Here is a 22702-nt window from a genome sequence, read left to right as displayed (position 1 = left end):
CTGCCACGTAATACTACGCGTCCCCCGATGTAGTCAGGGCTGCACCAGCAGCAGGGCCGACGAAGCAGGCACCTCCACGGTTGGGGTGGCGCCGGTAGCCTCCAAGGTGCGCAGGCCCTGGGGATTGAGCTGGTCTTCGGCCAGCACTACGGAGTAACGCCCGGCGGGCACCCCCAGGCGGGCCGGCCGGCGGGTGCCGTTCAGCAGCACCACAATGGTGCCCCACTCGTCGCCGCCGGCGTGGCCGTGCAGGCGGTAGCCGATGGTGCCGGCCGGCAACCCTGGCAGAAATTCCAGGTGCTGCTGCACCAGCTCCTGCGTGGGCAGGCGGAAGGCTGGATGGGCGCGGCGCAGGGCAATAAGCTGGCGGTAAAACTCCTGCACCCGGCCGTAGCGGGCTTTGCGGCCCCAGTCCAGCTGGTTGATGGAGTCGGGTAGGTTAAAGGAGTTATGGGCCCCCTGCTTGGTGCGCAAAAAGTCGTCGCCGACGGGCAGGAAGGGCACGCCCTGGGACGTCAGCACGATGGTGGCGCTGAGCAGGTCCATACGGATTCGCTCGTCTTCGGTGGCGCCGGGGTTGGCGGCCGTGAGCTTGTCCCAAAGCACTTGGTCGTCGTGGCTGGCCACGTAGTTGATGGCCTGGGTGGGCGCCGCGGCCCAGGGCGCCTTGGAATAGTTGACCTGGGCGTAGTTGACCTGCGGGTGCTGGGTGGCGCCTACGATGCCAAACTTTACGCTTTCCTCCAGCCCCGGCTGCCCGCTGGCAAAGCCCGGCTCCTGCTGGCGGGCGTAGTGGCCTTTCACGCCGTCGCGCAGCTCGTCGCCGAAGACGGCTATGCGGTTCAGCTGGCGCAGATTGGCTTTCACGGCCCGCTCCGCTTCGGGTACTGGGCTGGAGCCGGCCGTCCAGCCTTCGCCGTACACAAAGATGGAATGGTCTACCTGGTCCAAAGCCACGCGGACGTTGCGCATAGTGCGCAGGTCCAGAATGCCCATCAGGTCGAACCGAAACCCATCTACGTGGTACTCCCGGGCCCAGTACGCCACCGACTCCACGATGAGCTTGCGCACCATGGGCCGCTCCGAAGCCACCTCGTTGCCGCAGGCTGCCGCATCGGAGTAGGTGCCATCGGGGCGCTGGCGGTAGTAGTAGCCGGGCACCAGCTGGTCGAACGGGTGGCGGTCGGCACCGGAGGTGTGGTTGTACACCACGTCGAGCACTAGGCGCAGGCCGCTCCGGTGCAGGGCCTGCACCAACTGCTTCATTTCCCGGATGCGGGCGGCTGGGTCGGCGGGGTCGGTGGCGAAAGAGCCCTCGGGCACGGAGTAGTGCAGCGGCTCGTAGCCCCAGTTGTAGCGGTTTTGCTGAGGCTGGCTTTCGTCGATGGAGGCGAAGTCGTTGGTGGGCAGCAGGTGCACGTGGGTCAGGCCCAGCTCGCGCAGGTGGTCGAGGCCGGTGCTCACGCCACCGGGGCCGCGGGTGCCGGTTTCGGCCAGGCCCAGGTACTTGCCTTTGTGCTGAATGCCCGACTGCGGGTGCACGGACACGTCGCGCAGGTGCAGCTCCCCAATCACGATGTCGGTGGGCTGGGTGAGGCGGGGGCGCCGGTCGTCGGGCCAGCCGGCCGGGCTTACCGTAGCGGGGTCCAGGAGGGCACCGCGCTGCCCGTTCACGCCCACGGCGTGCACGTAGGGGTCGGGCACCTCGGCCATCTGCCGGCCCGCTATGGTAGCCTGCACTACGTAGAAGCGCCCCGGCGGCTGAGCCGGCAGCTCGTAGAGCCAAGTGCCATCTACCGACTTCTGCATGGCGTACTCGGCCACCGGCGTGCCGTCCGTGCCCTCGGCGTAGAGCTTGAGCTGAAGCTTTTCGGCCGTGGGTGCCCACACCCGCAGCCGGGCCCGGCCATTCTGGAAGGTTAGGCCCAGGTCGGGGCCATGGTACACCGGGTAGGCCGCAAATCCATCGGCGAGGCGGGCCGTGCGGCAGGTACTAAGGGTAGCCAGGGTCAGCAGCAAGCTTAGCAGGAGCAGTGGTTTCATGGACAGCAGCACTTGTACGGGCAAGTTCGGAGTTTCCGGCCAGCCCTGCACACGGCAGGTCCGCCACAGCCTTTCGGCAAACCTACCCAGTAGCTCGGCTACCTCGGCCGGTGCCTCAACCGGCAGCAGGTGGCCGGCCCACTAGCGCAGACTGGCCAAGGTGAGGGCAGCCAGCGAAACAGCAGAAGTTACGAGGCGGGAAAGGTGAAAAGCCGAGCAGTCAATGCGCAGCTCAGCTTCGCTACAGTAGAAGCGGCGGCCAGTAAAAGCAAAAGCGGCCCCCAAATCGGGAGCCGCTTTTGTTAAGGTAAGTTACTCAGCAGGATTAGCGTTTGCTTACCCGCAGCGTCTGCACCTCGCCGGTGGGCAGGGTGAGGCGCATCATGTACACGCCAGTCTGTAGGTTCCCGGCGCTGGGTACGACAATATCGTTGGTGCCTTTGCTGAGGCTTACTTGCTGCTGGCTAAGCACGCGGCCAGCCATATCCAGCACGGCCACTTGTGCAGCACCGGCTACAGCCGATGCCGTCGTCAGCGTCAGCTCGTTGTCGAAGGGATTGGGGAAGCCCCGCAACTCGGCAGCTGTGTTGGCGCTACCCAGGAAGTTGAGCACTTTGGGACCAAAGAAGGCTTCCTTGCCATCCAAATCAATCTGCCGCAGACGGTAGTAACGTACCCCACCCTTGGCAGCTTCCGAATCCACGAAGCGGTAGGCTTGCAGACGGTTGCTGCTCGGGGTGGCACTGGGCACGAAGCCCAGCGTGCGGAACGTACGGCCATCGGTCGACACCTGCACTTCGTAGCCTTTGCTGTTCTGCTCAACTACAGTTTCCCAGGTCAATATGGCATCATTGCCGGCCCGGCGGGCATCAAATGCAGTAAGTGTGACTGGTAATGGAGCCGTGGCCTCACTGAGTGTGAAAGTACCAAATGCACGTACATTATTCTTAGTTAGCTGATTGGCTGTTGTGTTAATAGCATCACGACCGATCTGACCGAAGATATTTCCACTGTTTGAAGACAGAAAAAGAGCTAACCGGTTCTCATTCAGAGCTTGATTACCTGGCTCTAGATTTCGCGTCTCATTATCTAAATATTTGAAAACTACATTGGCGTTCAAACCACCAGTGTTAGTTTGCTGGTCACCTGGACGCACCCCAAACACTCGCCGAATACTGGGTTTATCATTCGCGCCATTAGAAATGGTGCTGTAATTTCCCAGCGTTGTACGTGTAATCGTTACTACACCAGGATCATTACCGAAGAATGTCATTGTAAGTCCGATATTCCCAAAATCTTGAGGAACACCAATCACAACTGGCTGTGCCGTCTTAACAAAACCACGCAGGTAGGAGGTTTCGGTTTCTCCTTCAATACGACCAGCAGGAATAAATACCCCATTGCTTGTGGCAGGTGGTGCTAACTCAACGTAGGAGGTTGAAGTAGCAACATCGTCGGGATTACTGGAATTTGGAGTAGCTCGCCGAGTCGTTAAAATACCATTAATAAATCGTAAGTAGCCTCCTGTTTGAATATTGAAATTATTTATCAAAGACTTAGTGCCACCACCATCTATTTCAAGTCCTACAAAGCCTGAGACAGAACCACTAATTGTCTGATCAGTACCAGCAAAAGTAATTACTGTATTTTCTCGCTGAATGAAGCTATCTGCCGGGTTGCTGAAGTTGCCGAAGACACGAAGATTGCCCACTATAAGGCGGACAATTGAACGTTGAAATTGGTCAATGCCCTGCATTGTTAAATTACGGGTAAGTGCTGGACCAGAATTGCTATTGTCATAGCCTGGCGTTACCGTTGTAATAGTAGAGAATGTGCCATTAGGATTTTGAGTAGTCGTCGTCGTCGTGCTCTGCGGCTTAATAGTATTCGAGTAGATATTTGGATACTGCACCGAAGAGCCAGCGGGGAAATCTGGTATAGTAGCATCTTTAGTTGCATTTGGCACACCTTGGGTCCAGTTGGCTGGATCGAACCAGTTATCGTCTTTACCACCTGTCCACGTGGTAGACGTTGGGGGCTCAACGGGGCGTACACCGGTAACTGTGAAAGAGGCTTGGTAGGAGCCAGCTTGCGGATCCAAAAGGAAAAATTCGTTGCCATCTACATCCTGCCCGGTGGCTCGGAATGATATATTTAGCCGGTAGGAGGCAGCAGTCAGGCCAGTCAGCAAGTTTTGATTGGCTATCAGTGTAGAAAATGTACGCTCAGGAGAAGTTGAATTAGTCTGAGGCAAGTTGATAATCCCAGTGCGTACAACAGTGAATGTGGGATTAGTGCCAGGAGAGGCCGGAGGGTTAACTCGCCGAATATTGAAGGTAAGGGTGGATCCTCCTTCATCCACGCTTTCAGAAGCCGCCTCACGCACTGTCAAGCTTCCTCCATTGAGGATTAGAACAGTGCTAAAATCACTTACATCATATGTTCCAAGATCTGCGCCCGCAAAGTTGCTGCTGCCTGAAGCCGAGCCTCTGGTCACGTAGGTTTTATTACCTGTGCCATTATCAATGACAACGGAGGAAGCAGTAATTGTGCTGTTGACTTGGGCAAGCGCTTGGCTTGATCCAACCAGTAGCATCATTATGAAGAGGGCAAGCAGTAAATGCCCGCCGCTTCGGAAATGAGAGAGAGTACGTGTGTTCACTGCTAAAGAAATGAAGGTTATGTGTGCAGGTTTATGAAGTGAGGCTGGGTGGTGTAAACGAGGTAAGCTGAAGAGTACGCCAGTCAATTCAGCGCGCATATACGCCGCAGTTGTCAGAAGGCTACGTTTTGCGCATTAATTTTCGTCGAATTGTGCTAGCAATAGATTTCTACTATGTTCGTTGATTTGTGTTTAAGCGCTGAGCTAGGCTTTTTACAATAGAAAAAACTGTATCCAATTGTACTTTTTGACTGCCCGTTGTTACACTCAAATTCGTCCCGGATGCTGTTTTTTTGGCCGGTCTACGCTTCTTAGCAATCAGGCAAACATGCCCAAGCAGGCCCAGCCTAGTGAATGACGCTATAGGGCAGGGCCACCAGTTGCCGCTTCTGCTCGTGCAGGTCCACGCGCAGCACGTCGTGCACGCTGACGCGGATTTTGTTGGCCAGCTGGGAGATGGGCAGGTCGTTGCTGTCGAGGCCGAAGGGCTGCTCTATCTCGGTGCCGATCATCTCCAGGCCCAGCATCACGTAGGCCCCGATCATGGTGATGGGCACCATGAAGTAGCCGCAGGTGCTGAGCAGCACAATGGGCATGATGGCAATGAAGATGGTGATGAACATCTTGATAAAGAAGCTGTATGAGAACGGAATAGGCGTGGCCTTGATTCGTTCGCAGGAGCCGTTCACTTCCATCATGCCCAGCAGGTGAGGCTTGATGGTGAGCAAATGAGTGGGTGTAATGATTTCTACGCGCCGCAGCTGCTCCACACTTTCTTGCAGGTAGGCCACAATGGTGGTGGGCACGCTCTCGGCCGAGCGCAGGCGCTCCATGATGTCGGGGGTGGCTTCGAGCTGGTCGAAGTTGATGCGGCCGCGCAGGGTGCCTTTCAAGGCCAGCGGGAAGTTGGAGATGAGGGCCGCAAAGTAGCGGCGGCTCTGGGCCGCGTCGCGGGGCAGCACGGCGTTGATTTCCATGGCCAGCCCCCGGCAGTGCGACACCAGCTGCCCCCACAGGCGCCGCCCTTCGTAGTACCGGTCGTAGGCAGTGTTGGTCCGGAACACCAGGAGCAGGCTGAGCATGATGCCCAGAAACGAGAAATACTCCCGGCCAATGACCAAGTTGAAGGAGTGAAATTCCAGGATGGCCACGGCAATGGCGCTGCCGTAGACGCCCACCATAGCCACCCGAAACAGTAAAAGGCGAATGACCTCGGAGGTGTGAAAATGCCACAAGGCCTTCCACCATTCGCCGGACTTATACACTATCATGATACCCGATTAGGAACCTCCCGCACGCAGGATGCGGACGAGGTTGCTGCGCCGGCTATACAATAGTTATACCATCTTTTATTGAATATCTACAAGCTTGCAAAGTTGCGTTTCTCCGCTATTTTCCGGGCGGCTCCTGGCTTCATGCCTCTGGCCCAAGCCCACAAAAAAGCCCCGGCAGCCAGCGGCAGCCGGGGCGGTAGGCAGGTGCCCTGAGCAACAGCTACAACGCTTTCTTGCGCGACGCCTGAAACTTCTTCAGCTGGGGCTCCACTACCTTTTTGTCGCCGACCACCACGATGGTCATGGCCTCGGGGCGGACGTACTTGCGCGTTGTTTCGCTGACTTGCTGGGGCGTTACGGCGTTGATGTTTTTTACCTGCTCCGTGAGGTAGGATTCGGGCAGGCCGTGCAGGTGCAGGGTGTTGAGCTGGCTGATGATGCCGCCGGGCGTGGAGTTGCGCAGCACAAACAAGCCCGACTCATAGTTCTGAATACCTTTTAGCTCCTCGGCCGTGGGCGGGGTTTTCTGGAGGCGCTCCACCTCGTACATGACTTCCTTGAGCGAGTTGCCGGTCTGCTGGGTGGTTACGTCGGCGTTCTGCTGCCAGGTGGCCGTGCGGTAGTTTACGTCGAGGTAGCTGTAGGGCGAGTAAGTGTAGCCTTTGTCTTCCCGGATGTTGCGGGTAATGCGCGAGCCGAAAGAGCCGCCGAGCAGGGAGTTCATCACCCGCAGCCGGATGTAGTCGGGGTGCGAAGGGTCCACCACGGGCATCCCCAGGATAAGCGTAGACTGCGGAGCGCCGGGCCGGTCCTGGGTAAGCAGCTCGGGGCGGGTCTGGGCTTTGGCTATTTCGATGCGCGGGGCCGGGCCCTGGGGCCACTCGCGCCAGGCGGTGGTAATGGCCTGGCGCAGGGCCGGGGCATCAAACCTGCCCGCCGCAAACACGGCGGTGCGCTGGGCGCCGTACTCTTTATCGTAAAACGCCTTGGCCTGCTCCAGGGTGAGGGCGTCAATCTGGGCGTCGGTGGGCAGCGGACGGCCGTAGGGGTGGTTGCCGTAGATGGCCTGCTGAAACTTCATGCGGGCCTGGAAGCCCGGCTCGGCCCGCAGCAGGTTCATGCGCCGCTTGAAGTCGGTGCGGATGCGGGGCAGCTCCGCGGCCGGCAGGCTGGGCTGCCGCACCACCTGGGCCAGCAGCGTGGCCATTTCGGGGGCGTACTCGCTCAAGCAAGAGGCCCACAGCTGGGTTTGGTCAGGGCCCACGCTGATGTCGAGCGTGCCGCCCATGCGGGCCACGCGGGCGGCCAGCTCGGCGGCGCTAAGCTGGCTGGTGCCTTCCCGCAGCAGCCGCGCCAGCACGTCGGCAATGCCCACCTGGCCCTGGGGTTCGTGCACGTTGCCGGCCTGAATGGTAACCAGCATGGTCACCTTGGGCACCTGCCCGAAGGGCACTAGCTTGGCTTGCAGGCCATTGTCGAGGGCGAATTCTTCTTTGGCGGGCAAGGCAAAGTCGCGGGGTGTGCCGCCAGCCGGGGGCGTTTCTTTGGCCGGGGCCGGGGCTTGGGCAGCCGCCGCAGCGGGTTTCTTAGCCGGCGCCTTTTGGCCCAGCGCCGGAGCTGCCGCGGCCAGGGCCGCGCCCAGCAGCCCGAGGTATAGTGGTTTCATAGAGGGAAAGTCGGAGTAGATGAAAAGGTTGTAGCGCGGGCTATAGCTTGCAGCTCGCCCACTAAACCGGGCTGGGTGTTGGGAGCAGCGGGCCGAAGCCCGCGCTACTTTCCCGTCAGCTCTTGGCCAGCGGATTCACAATCAGAATGGTGCGGTTGGTGGGGCGCAGAAACTCCCGCAGGGTGCGCTCCATCAGCGCGGGCGTCACCTTCCGAAACTCCTGCTCCAGGGTGTTGATGCGGGCGGGGTTGTTGTCGAACAAAGCAAACGAGGCCAGCAAATCGGCCCGGCCGAAGTTGTCGGAGCCCGAGAGCTGGTCGTAGAGCGCGGAGCGCAGCTTCACCACGGCCAGGTCCAGCGTGGCCTGGTCGATGCCTGCCTGCTGCAACTTGCCAACCTCCCGGTCAAGCACGCGCACTACGGAGTCGGCGGGCACGGTCTGGTCGTAGGTCAGGTTGCCCATCCACAGCATGGGGCCGGCGTAGTTGAAGGCGTTGCCGAGGTAGTTGATGCCCCCGCTCACGTTGTCGGTGTAGCCGCGCTGCTGCACCAGGGCCTGGTAGAGGCGCGAGTCCTGGCCCTGTAGCAGAATCTGGTCCAGCAAGATCAGGGCGTAGTACTCGGGGGTGTTGCGCTCGGGCATGTGGTAGGCAAAAGCCAGGGCCGGCTTGGTGGCCAGCTTGTCGTCCTTGGTGAAACGCTGCTCCTGCTCCTGGCGAGGCTCGGTAAGGTCGGGCTTGGGCGGGGCCGGGGCGCTGGGAATCGAGCTGAAGTACTGCTCGACCCACGCCCTGGCCTGGGCCGGCTCGAAGTCGCCCACCACGGCCAGCACGGCATTGCTGGGGGCGTAGTAGGTTTTGAAGAACTGCTGGGCATCGGCCAGCGTGGCGGCGTCGAGGTCGGCCAGGTCGCCGTAGAAGTTGTGGGCGTTGTTCCAGTTTTTGTTGGCCTTCTGGGGCATGTCGAGCCAGGGGAAGCCGCCGTAGGGCTGGTTGAGCACGTTTACGCGCACCTCGTTCTTCACTACTTCCTGCTGGTTTTTGAGGTTTTCCTGGGTAATGGCCAGGCCCCGCATCCGGTCGGCTTCGGCCCACAGCAGGGTTTCCAGCTTATGGGTAGGCACCACCTCGTAGTAGTTGGTGAAGTCGAAGCGGGTGGAGCCGTTCAGGATGCCGCCGTTCTTCTGCACCAGCTGAATAAACTCCATCTTGCCCAGGTTGCGCGAGCCCTGAAACATCAGGTGCTCAAACAGGTGGGCGTAGCCGGTGCGGTTGCGGGGCTCGTTGCGGAAGCCCACGTTGTAGTAGGCCGCCACCGTAGCCGTGGGCGCCGTGTGGTCGGGCGAGAGTACCACTCGCAGCCCGTTGGGCAAGGTGTAATACTCCACCGGAATCTGGAAGGTGGGCGCGGCCGGAGCCGCCGGTGCTGCGGCCGGAGCCGGGGCCGCGGCGGGCGGCGCGGTGGCTACCGGCGTGGCCTTGGGGGTGCAGGCGCCCAGCACAGCCAGCAGCACGCCGCACCACGCCCAGCGGCCGGGGAAAATTGGGGGTTTCATAGGAGAATAGGTTAGGTGGTAGGTAGATGGACAAACGCGGAAGCGTGCACCTAACGTACTATATATTCTTCGTAAAATAATTTTATCGAGGCCTTTTGACCCTTAATAGCAGACTCCGGCTCGTGTGCCAGCATCAGCCAGCACAACGAGCCGGAGCCCAGGGTATCTTTAGCTAAAGCTGTTTGCTACCCCACCCCTCAGCGCGCCACGCCGGCCGCGCCGATGCTGCCGTAGCCGCCATCTACCAGCAGCTCCTCGCCTACCACGTAGCTGCTGTCGTCGGAGGCCAGGAAGAGCACGGCCTTGGCAATTTCCTCGGGCTGGGCGGGGCGGCGCAGGGGCACTTCACCCGACACATGCCCGAAGAACCCCTCAACTTGCTCCGGGCTGGCACCGGCCCGGCCGACGATGGGCGTACGGGTGTAGCCGGGGCTCACCACGTTGACGCGGATGTTGCGGGCGGCCAGCTCGTTGCTGAGGTTGCGGGCCAGCTGGCGCACGGCGGCTTTGGAAGCAGCGTAAAGCGAGGCGCCCGGCATACCAGCGTGGATAACCGTGGAGGCGTTAATCACCACGGCGGCCCCATCGGCCAGCAGCGGCTCGGCCTTCTGCATGGTAAAGAAGGCGCCCTTCACATTGATGTCGAAAACCTCGTCGTACAGCTCCTCGGTGCTATCCTGCAAGGAGCCGCCCTTGAAGATGCCGGCGTTGACGAACACCACGTCGAGGCGGCCAAACCGGGCCCGAATCTGCTCGAACAGGGCCGCGAGGTCGGGCAGGCTGCCCACGTCGGTGCGCACGGCCAGGGCCGCCGGGCCCAGCTCGGCTACGGCGGCATCGAGGGTGGCCTGGTCGCGGCCGGTGATGATGACCTGGGCGCCTTCCTGGACGAACAGCCGGGCCGTAGCCAGGCCAATGCCGCTGTTGCCGCCCGTAATCAGGGCAATTTTTCCGGTGAGCTTGCTCATAGTATACAGTGGGGTATGTGGCCTGCACCGGGGTGGTGCAGGGCGTTGTAAAGGTGAGCCAAGCAGGATACTTTTGTCAAGTAGGTACCCGAAAGTAAGGCCAGTACCTTTTAGTAACTGATACTGATAATCAACAGCTTATTTTATGAAGAAGACCAAGAAAGCTCCTGTCTGTGCCATTACGGCGGCCCTGGATGTGCTGGGTGGCAAGTGGAAGGTGTTCATTCTCTCGGCCCTGGCCCAGCGCGGCACCCTGCGCTTTGGGGAGTTGCAGCGCCAGATTCCGCGCGTGACGCAGAAGATGCTGACCCAGCAGCTGCGGGAGCTGGAAGACGCCGGCCTGGTCCACCGCCGCATCTACGCCGAGGTGCCGCCCCGCGTCGAGTACTCGCTCACGCCCCACGGCCTCACCCTGCGCCCCGTGCTAACCTCCCTCCGCGACTGGGGACAGCTGCATCAGCAGGTGCTGGGTGAGCCCACCGCCCCCACGCCCTGCGCGGTAGCCGAAATACCGGCAGTTGCCGAGCCGGCAGAGGTGTAGCCCCATTTGGCATTACTTCCACGGTGTACCATCGCAGCTCGGAGGTCCCTCTAGGCTGCGGAGCTGATCTAGCACTGTAGCATACAAGTTCTTGGCCGCCTGGCTACTGCACCACCACTTCCACGCGGCGGTTGCGGGGGCGCTGCTGCGGGTCGCGGTTGTCGGCCACGGGGCGGGTGCCGCCGTAGCCGCGGGCCGTGAGGCGCACCGAGTCGATGCCCTGCCCGATGAGGTAGCGGCGCACCACGCGGGCCCGCTGCTCGGAGAGGCGCAGGTTCAGGCGCGGCTCCCCCACGTTGTCGGTGTGGCCAGCTATTTCCAGGCGCAACTGGGGTTGCGCGGTCAGGGTGCGGGCCAGGGCGTCGAGCACGGGCCGTGACGCCGGCAGCAGGGAGGCGGTGCTCTGGGTGAAGTAGAGGTTAGGCAGCGTCACGGCGGCCCCGCGGCTCAGAGCACTCAGGTCAGGCAGCATGGTATCGGGCACCACGGGTGCGGGGCGCGGCCCCGTGACCACCGGACGCGGCCGAGCGGCCGGCTGGAGCCTCGCGGGCGGAGCCGGCCGGGGAGTTCTGGCGGCCACGGCTGGCTTGGGAGGCAAGGCCAGTCGGCTCGGCCGCACCGGCTGAGCAGCTGCTACGGGTGGCTCGGGCAGGGGCCGCGGCAGCTCGGGGTACAGCAGCTGCTGGGGCACCACGGTGAGGCGCCGCCCCTTGGCCGCCGCAAACGCCTGTTCCAGCGTGGTAGGCCGGCCCAGCTCCGCCGGCCGCGCCCACGACAGCACTGCCCGCGACACGCGGCCCCGCACGTTTTTATAGGCCACATCAACCGCGTACAACTTGCCGGCCTCGTAGTACTGCGCCACATCCACGGGAATTACGCCGTTGTTGGGGCCGAAGAACTCCGGTTCATACTTCTCCATGCTCAGGATGTCCTCGCCGGCAAGGCGGACGTCGTGGGCGTCGTCCCACTCGGTGTGCAGCACGTACACGCCCGTTTCGGGGGCCCGCACGTAGCCGGTGTAGCGCACCGAGAAGCCCTGGCCCGGCACGCCGGGGGCGGGCGGCGCCCCCTGCCACGTGGCACTCAGCACCGGCTCTACGCGGCTGTGCACGGCCGGGCCCCGCACCGAACCCGCGTAGTAGGTGGCCCGTAGCCCGATGCCGGCCGGCAGCTTGCCCGCCACCGCCACGCCCGCGCTGGGCTTCACGGGAGTGCGGGTGGTAGCTTCCGCCCGGCTCGCAGGCGGCCCCGCCACAATGCCAACAGTGCCGCCCGACGCGGGAGGCGTCGACTTAGGCGGCCCCAGAGGTGTGGCGGTGGTAGGCAGGGCTACGGTGAAGTGGCGGGCTGCAATGGCCTCCGGAGCAGCTTTGGGGGCGGAAGGCCGGGTCCAGCCCAAAAAGGCGCGAGTGTGGCGGCTGCCCTGAAAATACTCTACCCGCACCGAGTAGTAGCGGCCGGCGGTGAGGCGCATAGGCGCCGAGGCACTCATGGTAGGCTGGTAGCGCCACTCATTCAGCACCTGCCGGCCCCCAATCCAGACCCGCATGCCGTCGTCCACAGTGAGGTGGAAGGTGTAGGTGCCGGTTTCCGGGGCGAGCAGCCAGCCAGTCCAGCGCACTGAAAACGACTCGGGCGGCAGGCCGGGGCCGGGCGCGTCGAAGTCCCAGTTGAAGTCGATGGCCGGGTCGGTGCGGGTCAGCACGCGCCGCTCAAAGTTTTCGCCAGCGTAATAGGTGCCGCGCAGGCCGGTAGCGGGTTTCAGCGGGATTTGGGCTTGGGCTTGAGCACGGAGAGCGAAGGCCAGCAGCAACAGCCCTAGCCAGCAGCAGCGCAGATACGAACGGTTCATATAGCAGAAATAAGATAAAGCGGTTTACACAGTCGTCCAGAGCGCATCAGGCCGTCATGCTTCATCTGGCGTCCGCCCCGCGAAGCATCTCTACTGCTTCGTTGAACGATTGAGTTAGCCAGCGGTAGAGATGCTTCGACTCCGCCTCCGGCTGCGCGGACGCCAGATGGAGCATGACGGTTAGCCTCTAGCGTCGGCAGCAGCAGGACGATTTATCAACTGTATACACCGCCTCGATACATGCTGCGGCAAACCTAGCAACTTCAGGTGAAATTGGATTCCGGGTTGCTGTGCCGTATCTTCGCCCTGTTACTTATCCAGAAAGACCGAGGGATTGGGCCCGATGACGTCTTAGCAACCTGCAACACAACAAGGTGCTAACTCCCATTTCAGCTTCCTTCTGAAGCCGAAAGAAGATAAGTACGGAACCGGCGCTTCCCGCGCGGCTCTTTCTGGATAGGCACTTTTTCGCTGCCGTTTTTCTTAGAAGAGCCGATATGCCAACCCTCGCCGCTTCCGCCACCGCCTCGCCCCTGCACGACATTCTGCGCCAGCGCCTGCTGATTCTGGACGGCGCCATGGGCACCATGATTCAGCGCTACACGCTGGAGGAGGCCGATTTTCGGGGTACGCGCTTCGCGGAGCATCCCAAGCCCCTGCGCGGCAACAACGACCTGCTCAGCCTCACCCGCCCCGACATCATCCGCCAGATTCACGCCGACTACTTTGAAGCCGGCGCCGACATGGTGGAAACCAACACTTTCAGCGGCACCACCATTGCCCAGGCTGATTATGGGCTGGAAGACATTGTCTATGAGCTGAATTACGAGTCGGCGCGCCTGGCGCGCGAGGTGGCCGACGAGTTTACGGCCCGCACCCCCGACAAGCCCCGCTTCGTAGCCGGGGCCATTGGGCCCACCAACCGCACGGCCTCCCTTTCGCCCGACGTCAACCGCCCCGGCTTCCGGGCCGTAACCTTCGATGAGCTGGCCACCGCCTACCACGAGCAGGTGCGCGGCCTCGTAGACGGCGGCTCCGACGCCCTGCTCATCGAAACCATCTTCGACACGCTGAACGCCAAGGCCGCGCTGTACGCCGTGCAGCAGTTCTTCGACGAAGGCGGCCGGCCGGTGCCGGTCATGATTTCGGGCACCATCACCGACGCCTCCGGCCGCACGCTCTCCGGCCAGACGGTAGAGGCCTTCTGGAATTCCATTCGCCACCTGCCCCTGCTCAGCGTGGGCCTCAACTGCGCCCTCGGCGCCGACCAGCTCAAGGTCTACATCAAAGAGCTAAGCCGCCTGGCCGACGTGCACATTTCGGCCTACCCCAACGCCGGCCTGCCTAACGCCTTCGGCGGCTACGACGAGTCGGCCCAGGAATTCGCCGCCGTAGTGGAAGGCTACCTCAAAGACGGCCTCGTGACGGTGGTGGGCGGCTGCTGCGGCACCACGCCCCAGCACATTGCGGAACTGAGCCGACTGGCGGAGCGGTACAGACCCAGGACATTGGCCTCACGGGTAGCCTCACCCCCTAGCCCCCTCTCCTTCAGAGAGGAGGGACTAGTTCTAGAATCTAGCTCTAGCAAACTAGAAACTAGTCCCCCCTCTCTGAAGGAGAGGGGGCTAGGGGGTGAGGCTACCCGTCTCGCCGGCCTTGAGCCGTTCAACATTACCCCCAACAGCTTGTTTGTTAACGTGGGCGAGCGGTGCAACGTGACGGGCAGCCGGGCGTTTGCGCGGCTCGTCCGGACCGGCAACTACGAGGCGGCCCTGCAAGTGGCCCGCGACCAGGTGGAGGGCGGCGCCCAGGTGCTCGACGTGAACATGGACGAAGGCATGCTCGACTCGGAGCAGGCCATGACGACGTTTCTGCACCTGATTGCCTCGGAGCCCGACATTGCCCGCGTGCCCATCATGCTCGACTCCTCGAAGTGGAGCGTGCTGGAAGCCGGCCTCAAGTGCGTGCAGGGCAAGAGCATCGTCAACTCGATTTCCCTGAAAGAAGGCGAAGAAGCCTTCAAAGAACACGCCCACAAAGTGCGCCAGTACGGGGCCGCCGTGGTGGTCATGGCCTTCGACGAAACCGGCCAGGCGGATACGTTTGAGCGGAAAATCGAGGTGTGCAAACGGTCGTATGACATCCTGGTGAATGAAGTCGGCTTCCCGGCCGAGGACATCATCTTCGACCCCAACATCCTCACCGTGGGCACCGGCATCGAGGAGCACCGCGGCTATGCCCTGGACTTTATCGAAGCCGTGCGCTGGATCAAGCAGAACCTGCCCGGCGCCCTCACCAGCGGGGGCATCAGCAACATCAGCTTCTCGTTCCGCGGCAACGACGTGGTGCGCGAGGCCATGCACTCGGCCTTCCTCTACCACGCCATCCGGGCCGGCCTCGACATGGGCATCGTGAACCCCGGCCAGCTGGCCGTGTACGATGAGGTGCCCCAGGACCTGCTGGAGCTGGTGGAAGACGTGCTCCTCAACCGCCGCCCCGACGCCACCGAGCGGCTCGTGGACTTCGCCGAAACCGTGAAGCAGAAGGACAAGGTGGAGGTAGTAGCCGACGCCTGGCGCAGTCTACCGGTGGCCGAGCGTTTGCAACACGCTTTGGTGAAGGGCATTACGGAGTTTATCGAGGAAGACACCGAGGAGGTACGCCGCCAGGTGGGCCGCCCGCTCGACGTGATTGAGGGGCCATTGATGGCGGGCATGAACGTGGTGGGTGACCTGTTTGGGGCGGGCAAGATGTTTTTGCCCCAGGTGGTGAAGTCGGCGCGGGTGATGAAGAAGGCGGTGGCCTACCTGGAGCCTTATCTGCAAGCTGAAAAGGAAGGCTCCGAGCGGCAGACGGCCGGCAAAATCCTGCTGGCCACGGTGAAGGGCGATGTGCACGACATCGGCAAGAACATCGTGGGCGTGGTGCTGGCCTGCAACAACTTCGACATCGTGGACCTGGGCGTGATGGTGCCGCTGGACCGGATTCTGGACGAAGCGCAGAAGCAGGGCGCCGACGTTATCGGGCTGAGCGGCCTCATCACCCCCAGCCTCGACGAAATGGTGTACGTGGCCCAGGAAATGGAGCGCCGCGGGCTGCACACGCCCCTGCTCATCGGCGGGGCCACTACCTCGCGCCTGCACGCCGCCGTGAAGATTGCGCCCAACTACTCCGGGCCCGTGGTGCACGTGAACGACGCCTCCCGCTCGGTAGGCGTAGCCGCCGGCCTGCTCGGCTCGGGCAAGGAGGAGTACGCCCGCACCGTGCACGAGGAGTACCGCCAGCTGCGCGACGACTATGCCGGCCGCCAGCGCGAGAAAAACTACCTGCCCATCGAAGCCGCCCGCGCCAACGGCTTCCAGGCCGATTGGGATGCTGCACCCATCACGAAGCCCTCCTTCCTCGGCACCAAAGTACTAGAAGACTACCCGCTGGCTGAGCTGGCCGAGTACATCGACTGGACGCCCTTCTTTCATACCTGGGAGCTGAAAGGCCGCTACCCGCGCATTCTGGAAGACGACACTCTGGGCGAAGCCGCCCGCAAGCTCTTCGACGACGCCCAACTGATGCTGCGCCGCATCATCGACGAGAAGCTGCTGACGGCCCGCGCCGTGGTGGGTTTCTGGCCTGCCAACACCGTCGGCCACGACACCATCCAGGTGTACCAGGACGACGACACCCGCCAGCAGGTGCAGAGCGAGTTCTTCACCCTACGCCAGCAGAGCGAAAAAGCCCCCGGCGTACCTCACCTGGCCTTCTCCGACTTCGTGGCCCCGCGCGAGACCGGCCGGCAGGACTACCTCGGCGGCTTTGCCGTCACGGCCGGCATCGGCATTGAGCGGCTGCTGGAGCAGTTTGAGCAGGACCACGACGACTACTCCAGCATCATGGTAAAAGCCCTGGCCGACCGCCTGGCCGAGGCCTTTGCCGAGCGCCTGCACCAGCGCGTGCGCCAGGAGTTCTGGGGCTACGAGCCCGCCGAAAACCTGTCGAACGAAGACCTCATCCAGGAAAAGTACCGCGGCGTGCGCCCGGCACCCGGCTACCCCGGCTGCCCCGACCACACCGAGAAAATCACCCTTTTCCAACTGCTCGACGCCGAGCAGACCACCGGCATCCGCCTCACCGAAAACCTGGCCATGTACCCGGCTTCTTCGGTAAGCGGCCTTTACTACGCCCATCCCGATTCGCGCTACTTCGGGCTGGGCCGCATCGGGCGCGACCAGGTGGAGGACATTGCCGCCCGGAAGGGTATGCCGGTGGCGGAGCTGGAGCGGTGGCTGATGCCGAACCTGAACTATGAGCCGACGAGTGTGCCGGTGACGGCGGTGTAGGCGCCTTACGGGTTGCCTCACCCCCTAGCCCCCTCTCCGAGGAGAGGGGGAACTAGCTGTAGCTCTAGTTTTAGACTTATATCCACCCCCAATCTTACTCAGCATGAGCGCAGAAGGAATTAATAAATCAGAATTAGGGCTAGAAAAACTAGAAGCTAGTCCCCCCTTTCCCCCGGAGAGGGGGCTAGGGGGTGAGGCAACCGGTGAGGCAATCGACGCCCGATTAACCGCTAACAAATCCACTTGGCACCGCCACTTAAAGGGCTTTAGCGCCGAAATGCGGCGTAACCCAACCGAAGCCGAGAACTGGCTCTGGCAAGCTCTCCGCAACCGGCAGCTTTTAGGCGTTAAGTTCCGCCGCCAGCACGCCATCGGCAACTACATCGTCGACTTCATCAGCACCGACCACTACTTGATTATTGAAGTGGATGGTGAAGTGCACGCAGAAGAAAGCCAAGCAGAGTACGACGCTGGCCGTACGTATGCTCTACAGGAACTCGGCTACCACATTCTGCGCTTTTCCAACGAACAAATCATCAATGGCCTGCTGCAAGTCTTGGCGGAAATCAGGCTTGCCATAACATCCAATAGATAAATAGTCCAGTAGCCTCCCACTAGTCGTCAGGCACCCCCTCTCCTTTTTCGGAGAGGGGGCCGGGGGGTGAGGCGCCCACCAGCACGGCAAGTTGCTGCAACCCACATGAAAGTAACCGACCACCTGCGCCACGCCGACGGCAAAACGCTGTTTTCCTTCGAGGTACTGCCCCCGAAAAAGGGCGAGAATATCCAGCAGCTGTTCTCCAACATCGAGCCCCTGATGGAGTTCAAGCCGCCGTTTATCGACGTGACCTACCACCGCGAGGAGTACGTGTACCGCCAGCACCCTAATGGCCTGCTGGAAAAGAAAACCGTGCGCAAGCGGCCCGGCACGGTGGGCATCTGCGCGGCCATCAAAAACCGCTTCGATGTGGACACGGTGCCCCACCTTATCTGCGGGGGTTTCTCGAAGGAAGAAACCGAAAACGCCCTCATCGACCTGCACTTCCTCGGCATCGACAACGTGCTGGCTTTGCGCGGGGACCCTATCAAGAGTGAAGGCCACTTCAAGCCCGAGCCCGACGGCCACGCCTACGCCGCCGACCTCATCGGGCAGGTGGCCAACCTCAACAAGGGCGAATACCTGGACGAGGAGCAGGACGACACCTTTGCCACCAACTTCTGCATCGGCACGGCCGGCTACCCCGAGAAGCACTTCGAGTCGCCGAACTACGCCGCTGACCTGCGCTACCTCAAGCACAAAGTGGACCGCGGCGCCGACTATATCGTAACCCAGATGTTTTTCGACAACGAAGAGTTCTTCAAGTTTGAGAAGCGCTGCCGGGAGGCGGGTATTACCGTACCCATCATTCCGGGCCTGAAGCCGCTGACGGCCAAAAGCCAGCTGACCATGCTGCCGCGCACGTTCTTCCTGAACATTCCGGAGGAGCTGGCCGAGGCCGTGCACCAGTGCCGCGACAACGACGAGGCCCGCAACATCGGCATTGAGTGGTGCATCAACCAGAGCCGGGAGCTAATGGCCCACGGCGTGCCGGTGCTGCACTACTACAGCATGGGCAAGTCGGAAAGCATCCGGCGGGTAGCGGCGGCGCTGTTTTAGTTGGTTACTGGTTGGTCGTTTTTAGGTGGTGGCGCTTGGTTAGTGGGCATAGGCTCCGTTGATTGTGGACGTTCACGTAGACTGCTTGCGTATACTGCCTGGTAGTTCGTAGCCAACAACCAAAAACTACCAACCAGTAACCAGCATGGATTTGGACGACCTGTTTGCGCGCCTGCGCACGGCCACGGCCCCCGCCGAGATTGAAGCCCTGCAAGACGGCATCTGGCAGGTGTGGCTGGCCGCCGGGCATCCGGTGCTCGACAAGCACCTGGAGGAAGGGATGCGAGCCATGGCCGCCGGCGACTATACCCGCGCCATTGAGCACTTTACGGCCCTGGTTGACATCAGCCCCGACTACGCCGAGGGCTGGAACAAGCGCGCCACGGCTCACTACCTGCGCGGCGAGTACCGCGCCTCCCTGCGCGACATTGCCGAAACCCTGCGGCGTGAGCCCCGCCACTTTGGCGCCTTGTCGGGGTGGTCCGTTATCCTGCGCATGCTCGGCGACAACCGTGGGGCTTTGCAGGTGCTGCGGCGCCTCGAAAAGCTCTGCCCTGCCTGGCCCGGCCTCCAGGCCCAGCTGCGCGACCTGCGCGACCAACTCGACCCCGACCCCTTCTAAGCGTGGCTGGCGGCAGATGCTGGCCTACCTTTCGCTGGCCGGCTTGGGCAACGCGCGCTGGGCTGGTGGCCTGGTGCTCGGTACGCACTATGCTGCGCGGCCTTCCTGGCTGGGAGCCGCCGCAGGATGCCCGTGGGGCAGCTGGCACCTTTCGTGTGCCGGCTGCCCCGCCGCTTTTTTAGACTGCCGCAGCTGTGCGGCTGGCTTGCGGCCGGATGCTGGCTTAGAAAGCCGGCCTGCTGGAGTGGCGTTCAGCCAGCAGATGTACCAGAAAGCAACCACGAAAAGATCCTTGCAGGACTTAGAGGATAGTTGTAAATTTCCCGGACCATCCGAGTCGTTGAGTTTGGTAGCATTCTTGTTAATCAGAGGACAATGCAGCCGTTCTTGTTGATACACTGCATATAACGTGAGGCATGGAGTTGAAAACCAAGTTTGATTTTCTTTTCTGCGTAGGACTTAACTAAGAATTACTTTCTCTGTTCTCGCTGCCTGCTTTTCGCTCCACCCATTTTTCTCACCCACCCAGTTTTTTCTATGAAACAACTTTTATTCTCTCTACTTCTACTGTTATCGTGTACTGTGGTGGCCTCGGCTCAGAAGCTGCGCAAAACCGAATGGGAAAGCGGCATGCTGGAAAAAGGCGAGAAAGTAGGCGTGTGGGAATATTATGCCCACACCCGCGACGGCAGCCAGGTAATCACCCAGAAGTACGATCACACCACCAAGAAGCTGGTGTTCTTCCGGCCCTTCGATGATATTCCGTACGCGGTGCAGGGCCCCGGCGGGCAGTGGACCCGCCAGCACCTGACCCAGCCGGTGTTCTTTATTGGCGGTGATGCCGCCCTGGCCTCCTACATGGCCAAGCTCAACTACCCGGCCGCCGCCCAGGAAAAAAATATTCAGGGCCGGGTGGTGGTGTCGTTTGTGGTGGACACGCTGGGCCGGGCCGCCGAGCATAAGGTGCTGGTGGGTATTGGCGGCGGCTGCGACGAAGAAGCCCTGCGCGTGTGCCGCAACATTCCGCAGCAGTGGATTCCGGCCCGCATCGGCAGCCGGGCCGTAGTGGCTCAGCACGAGCTGCCATTTACGTTTCGGCTGGCGGCCAGGTAAGAAGTTGCCGGCGTAGGCAGCCGCCAACCTGGTGGGGCCGCGTGGCGTTTAGCTCGGCAGCCCCTACCTTTTGGCCATGAAACCACTCTGCCCCTTCCCTACTCCGGCCGTTCTGCTGGCTGCGGCCTGCCTGCTCCTGACTTCCTGCGACACCACCCCGCGCCAGAGGCAGGAGGTAGTGCGCCAGGAGGCCCGCAAGCTCGACACCCTGGCCGACCGGGCGGCGGCTTCTCTGAGCCGCGCCGGCCGCAGGGCCGCCCGCTTCGACTCGGCCTCCCGGGCCCGCACCCGCCAGCCCCTCGACCGGGCCGCCGAAGCCGCCTTCACCCAGCAGCTGCTCGGCACCTACGCCGGGGTGGAGCAGCTCACGCCCGCCACCATCGAGCCGGCCTTTGTGCAGTTTATGCAGCAGGTGCGCGCCCAGCGCCGCCAGTGGACCCAGCGCGACTGGGACTACGCCACGGCCATCAGCCGCCGCCTCAACGCCCAGTTCCGCAAAATCCGCCTCGACATCAAAGGCCGCGACGAGCTGCACATCCGGGCCCTGCAAACCGAGTTCACGGCCCTGGAAACCGGCCGCGACGTGAAAGACCTGGGCGAGGCCGTGAAGCAGCCCTAGTCCTCACCCCGCCTTTGCTTTTATGCAGCCCCGCCCGCTTTTCGGGTGGGGCTTTTGCGTATAGGCTTCCAATTGCCCAAGCGTATCTGGGCATCAACGTCCATCCGGGTATTTCAGCCAGCACAATATGCCTGTTCCCATCTGGTGTGCACAGGCACCCGGCTTCGTTAGAAAAAGTCAAGAAAAGTACACCTGTTACGAGCCCGGCACTATGCCCAACACTACTCTTCAGTGCCACCCGCTGCTTCGGCTTCTGCTGATGCTCCTGGTGCTGCCCGTTCCAGCTTTGGCCCAGCAACAGTCAGCAGCTCCGCTGATTACCTCGTTTGAAACGGTGCCGGCCGCCGACCAGTGGCTGAGTCCTGGCGACCGGCTACAGGTGCGGCTGGTGGGGCAGCCGGGCGGCCGGGCCACGTTTCTGAACGGGCAGCCGCTGTGGGAGCTGCCGCCCGCCCAGGCCCAGGGCCGGCGCGGGGTGTACCAGGGCTCCTACCTCGTGCAGCCCGGCGACACCCTGCGCGGCCGCCGCCTCAGCGCCACACTCACCACCCCCGACAGCCTCACCGCCACGGCCCTGACTGCCCAAACCGTGCAGTTCCTGGAACCGCAGCAGGTGCAGCTAGCCGCCACCCGCGGCGCCTTGGCCTACTTGAACTACGGCCTGGGCGAAGACCGGCTCGGCGGGGCCAAGCTGGGCTACCTCGATTCGCTGGTGACCCTGCACGTAACGGGCCGGGTGGGCGACCAGTACCGGGTGCGCCTGGCCGAGGCGCGCACGGCCTGGGTGCCGGAGGAAGTGGTGCGCCTGCTGCCGCCCGGTGGGTTTGTGCCGGCTTCGCTCACCGGCTCCATTTCCGTGCAGGGCGACTCGGTGTTCGACTACGTGCGGGTGGCCCTGAGCCAGCGCCTGCCCTACCAGTCGCAGTTGCTCCCGGAGCCCAGCCGGCTGGTAGTGGATATTTTCGGGGCTACGTCGAACACCAACTGGATAACCCAGCGCGACGGGTTGCAGGAGCTGGGCGACGTGAGCTACGAGCAGGTGCAGCCCGACGTGTTTCGGCTGGTGCTGCACCTGCGCCACCACCAAAGCTGGGGCTACCACATCGGGTACCGCGGCAACATGCTGGAAATCCGGGTGCGGCGCCCGCCCCAGAAGCTGCGCCTGCGCGGGCTGGTGGTGGCCGTGGATGCCGGCCACGGCGGCGACAATGCCGGGGCCACCAGCGCCAGCGGTGTTCGGGAAAAGGACCTTACCCTGGCCATTGCCCTCAAGCTGCGCCAGGAGTTGGAGCAGGCCGACGCCCAGGTGCTCATGACCCGCACCACCGACCAAACCGTGGACAACGGCGACCGGGTGCTCCTGCTGCGCCGCCAGCTGCCCCAGGTGCTCATCAGCATCCACGTCAATTCTTCCGCTAACCCCGGCATGCAGGGCACCAGCACCTATTACCGGTACGTGGCGTTCCGGCCGTTGTCGGTAGCCTTGTACGAGGAAATGCGCGGCACGGGCTTGGCCGGCTGGGGCAACGTGGGCAGCTTCAACTTCGCCCTCAACGGCCCGACCGAGTACCCCAACGCCCTGGTCGAAACCGCCTTCCTTTCCAACCCCGACGACGAAAAGCGCCTCACCGACCCCGAGTTCCAGCAGCGCATGGCCGAAGCCATGAAGCGCGGCCTCCAGCAGTTTTTGAAAGAGGTAAAACGTGATGAGAGGAGGTGAAGAGGTGACAAGTGACAGGTGACAGGTAACAGGTAACAGGTGACAGGAAGACCGTCATGCTAAGCTTGCCGAAGCA

General features: G+C 62.3%; 15 protein-coding genes and 1 riboswitch. Of the genes, 8 read left to right on the top strand and 7 right to left on the bottom strand.

Annotation, left to right across the window (positions count from 1 at the left end; translation table 11 throughout):
- Positions 1–33: 33 nt before the first annotated feature.
- The 6 genes from pulA to OIS53_RS15800 all read right to left on the bottom strand — a co-directional run bounded on the left by pulA (position 34) and on the right by OIS53_RS15800 (position 10168).
- The gene (gene pulA, locus OIS53_RS15825) at positions 34–2043 is read right to left on the bottom strand and encodes a type I pullulanase (protein ID WP_264679544.1); all 2010 of its coding nucleotides are present in this window, start codon (positions 2041–2043) and stop codon (positions 34–36) included.
- Between the two features lie 325 nt (positions 2044–2368).
- Entirely contained in the window at positions 2369–4804 is a 2436-nt protein-coding gene (locus OIS53_RS15820; protein ID WP_264679543.1) for a T9SS type A sorting domain-containing protein, read from the bottom strand.
- Between the two features lie 248 nt (positions 4805–5052).
- Positions 5053–5976: a bestrophin family protein gene (locus tag OIS53_RS15815; RefSeq protein WP_264679542.1), complete on the bottom strand. Its 924-nt coding sequence runs from the start codon at positions 5974–5976 to the stop codon at positions 5053–5055.
- A gap of 223 nt (positions 5977–6199) precedes the next feature.
- On the bottom strand, positions 6200–7645 hold the full coding sequence (locus OIS53_RS15810) for a M16 family metallopeptidase (RefSeq protein ID WP_264679541.1): 1446 nt from the start codon (positions 7643–7645) through the stop codon (positions 6200–6202).
- Positions 7646–7760: 115 nt separating this feature from the next.
- Complete coding sequence (locus OIS53_RS15805) at positions 7761–9200, bottom strand: M16 family metallopeptidase (protein WP_264679540.1); 1440 nt, start codon at positions 9198–9200, stop codon at positions 7761–7763.
- Positions 9201–9397: 197 nt separating this feature from the next.
- Positions 9398–10168: an SDR family oxidoreductase gene (locus OIS53_RS15800; RefSeq protein ID WP_264679539.1), complete on the bottom strand. Its 771-nt coding sequence runs from the start codon at positions 10166–10168 to the stop codon at positions 9398–9400.
- Positions 10169–10313: 145 nt separating this feature from the next.
- Between OIS53_RS15800 and OIS53_RS15795 the strand changes: the two genes are divergently transcribed.
- A complete protein-coding gene (locus OIS53_RS15795) occupies positions 10314–10709 on the top strand; it encodes a winged helix-turn-helix transcriptional regulator (RefSeq protein WP_264679538.1) in 396 nt (131 codons plus the stop codon).
- Between the two features lie 103 nt (positions 10710–10812).
- Here the strand turns inward: OIS53_RS15795 and OIS53_RS15790 are convergent, their stop codons facing one another.
- Positions 10813–12561 (bottom strand): PA14 domain-containing protein, encoded by a 1749-nt coding sequence (locus OIS53_RS15790; RefSeq protein ID WP_264679537.1) that lies wholly within the window; start codon positions 12559–12561, stop codon positions 10813–10815.
- Between the two features lie 310 nt (positions 12562–12871).
- Positions 12872–12984, top strand: a riboswitch (SAM riboswitch).
- Positions 12985–13058: 74 nt separating this feature from the next.
- Here OIS53_RS15790 and metH point away from each other — a divergent pair.
- From metH to OIS53_RS15755, 7 genes are all read left to right on the top strand, one after another.
- A complete protein-coding gene (metH, locus tag OIS53_RS15785; RefSeq protein WP_264679536.1) occupies positions 13059–16895 on the top strand; it encodes a methionine synthase in 3837 nt (1278 codons plus the stop codon).
- 103 nt (positions 16896–16998) lie between these two features.
- Positions 16999–17490 carry an endonuclease domain-containing protein gene (locus tag OIS53_RS15780; RefSeq protein ID WP_264679535.1) on the top strand — a complete coding sequence of 164 codons (492 nt, stop codon included), beginning with the start codon at positions 16999–17001 and terminating at the stop codon, positions 17488–17490.
- 105 nt (positions 17491–17595) lie between these two features.
- On the top strand, positions 17596–18552 hold the full coding sequence (metF, locus tag OIS53_RS15775) for a methylenetetrahydrofolate reductase [NAD(P)H] (RefSeq protein WP_264679534.1): 957 nt from the start codon (positions 17596–17598) through the stop codon (positions 18550–18552).
- Positions 18553–18697: 145 nt separating this feature from the next.
- Complete coding sequence (locus tag OIS53_RS15770; RefSeq protein ID WP_264679533.1) at positions 18698–19174, top strand: tetratricopeptide repeat protein; 477 nt, start codon at positions 18698–18700, stop codon at positions 19172–19174.
- A gap of 537 nt (positions 19175–19711) precedes the next feature.
- Entirely contained in the window at positions 19712–20287 is a 576-nt protein-coding gene (locus OIS53_RS15765; RefSeq protein ID WP_264679532.1) for an energy transducer TonB, read from the top strand.
- A gap of 76 nt (positions 20288–20363) precedes the next feature.
- On the top strand, positions 20364–20906 hold the full coding sequence (locus OIS53_RS15760) for a hypothetical protein (protein WP_264679531.1): 543 nt from the start codon (positions 20364–20366) through the stop codon (positions 20904–20906).
- A gap of 211 nt (positions 20907–21117) precedes the next feature.
- Complete coding sequence (locus OIS53_RS15755) at positions 21118–22626, top strand: N-acetylmuramoyl-L-alanine amidase (protein ID WP_264679530.1); 1509 nt, start codon at positions 21118–21120, stop codon at positions 22624–22626.
- Positions 22627–22702 lie beyond the last annotated feature (76 nt).

Origin of the sequence: Hymenobacter sp. YIM 151500-1, assembly GCF_025979885.1 — a bacterium.
In the GTDB taxonomy this organism is placed as follows: Bacteria; Bacteroidota; Bacteroidia; order Cytophagales; family Hymenobacteraceae; genus Hymenobacter.
Note: the sequence above shows the minus strand (reverse complement) of the source record. Positions and strands in the feature narration are given on the sequence as shown.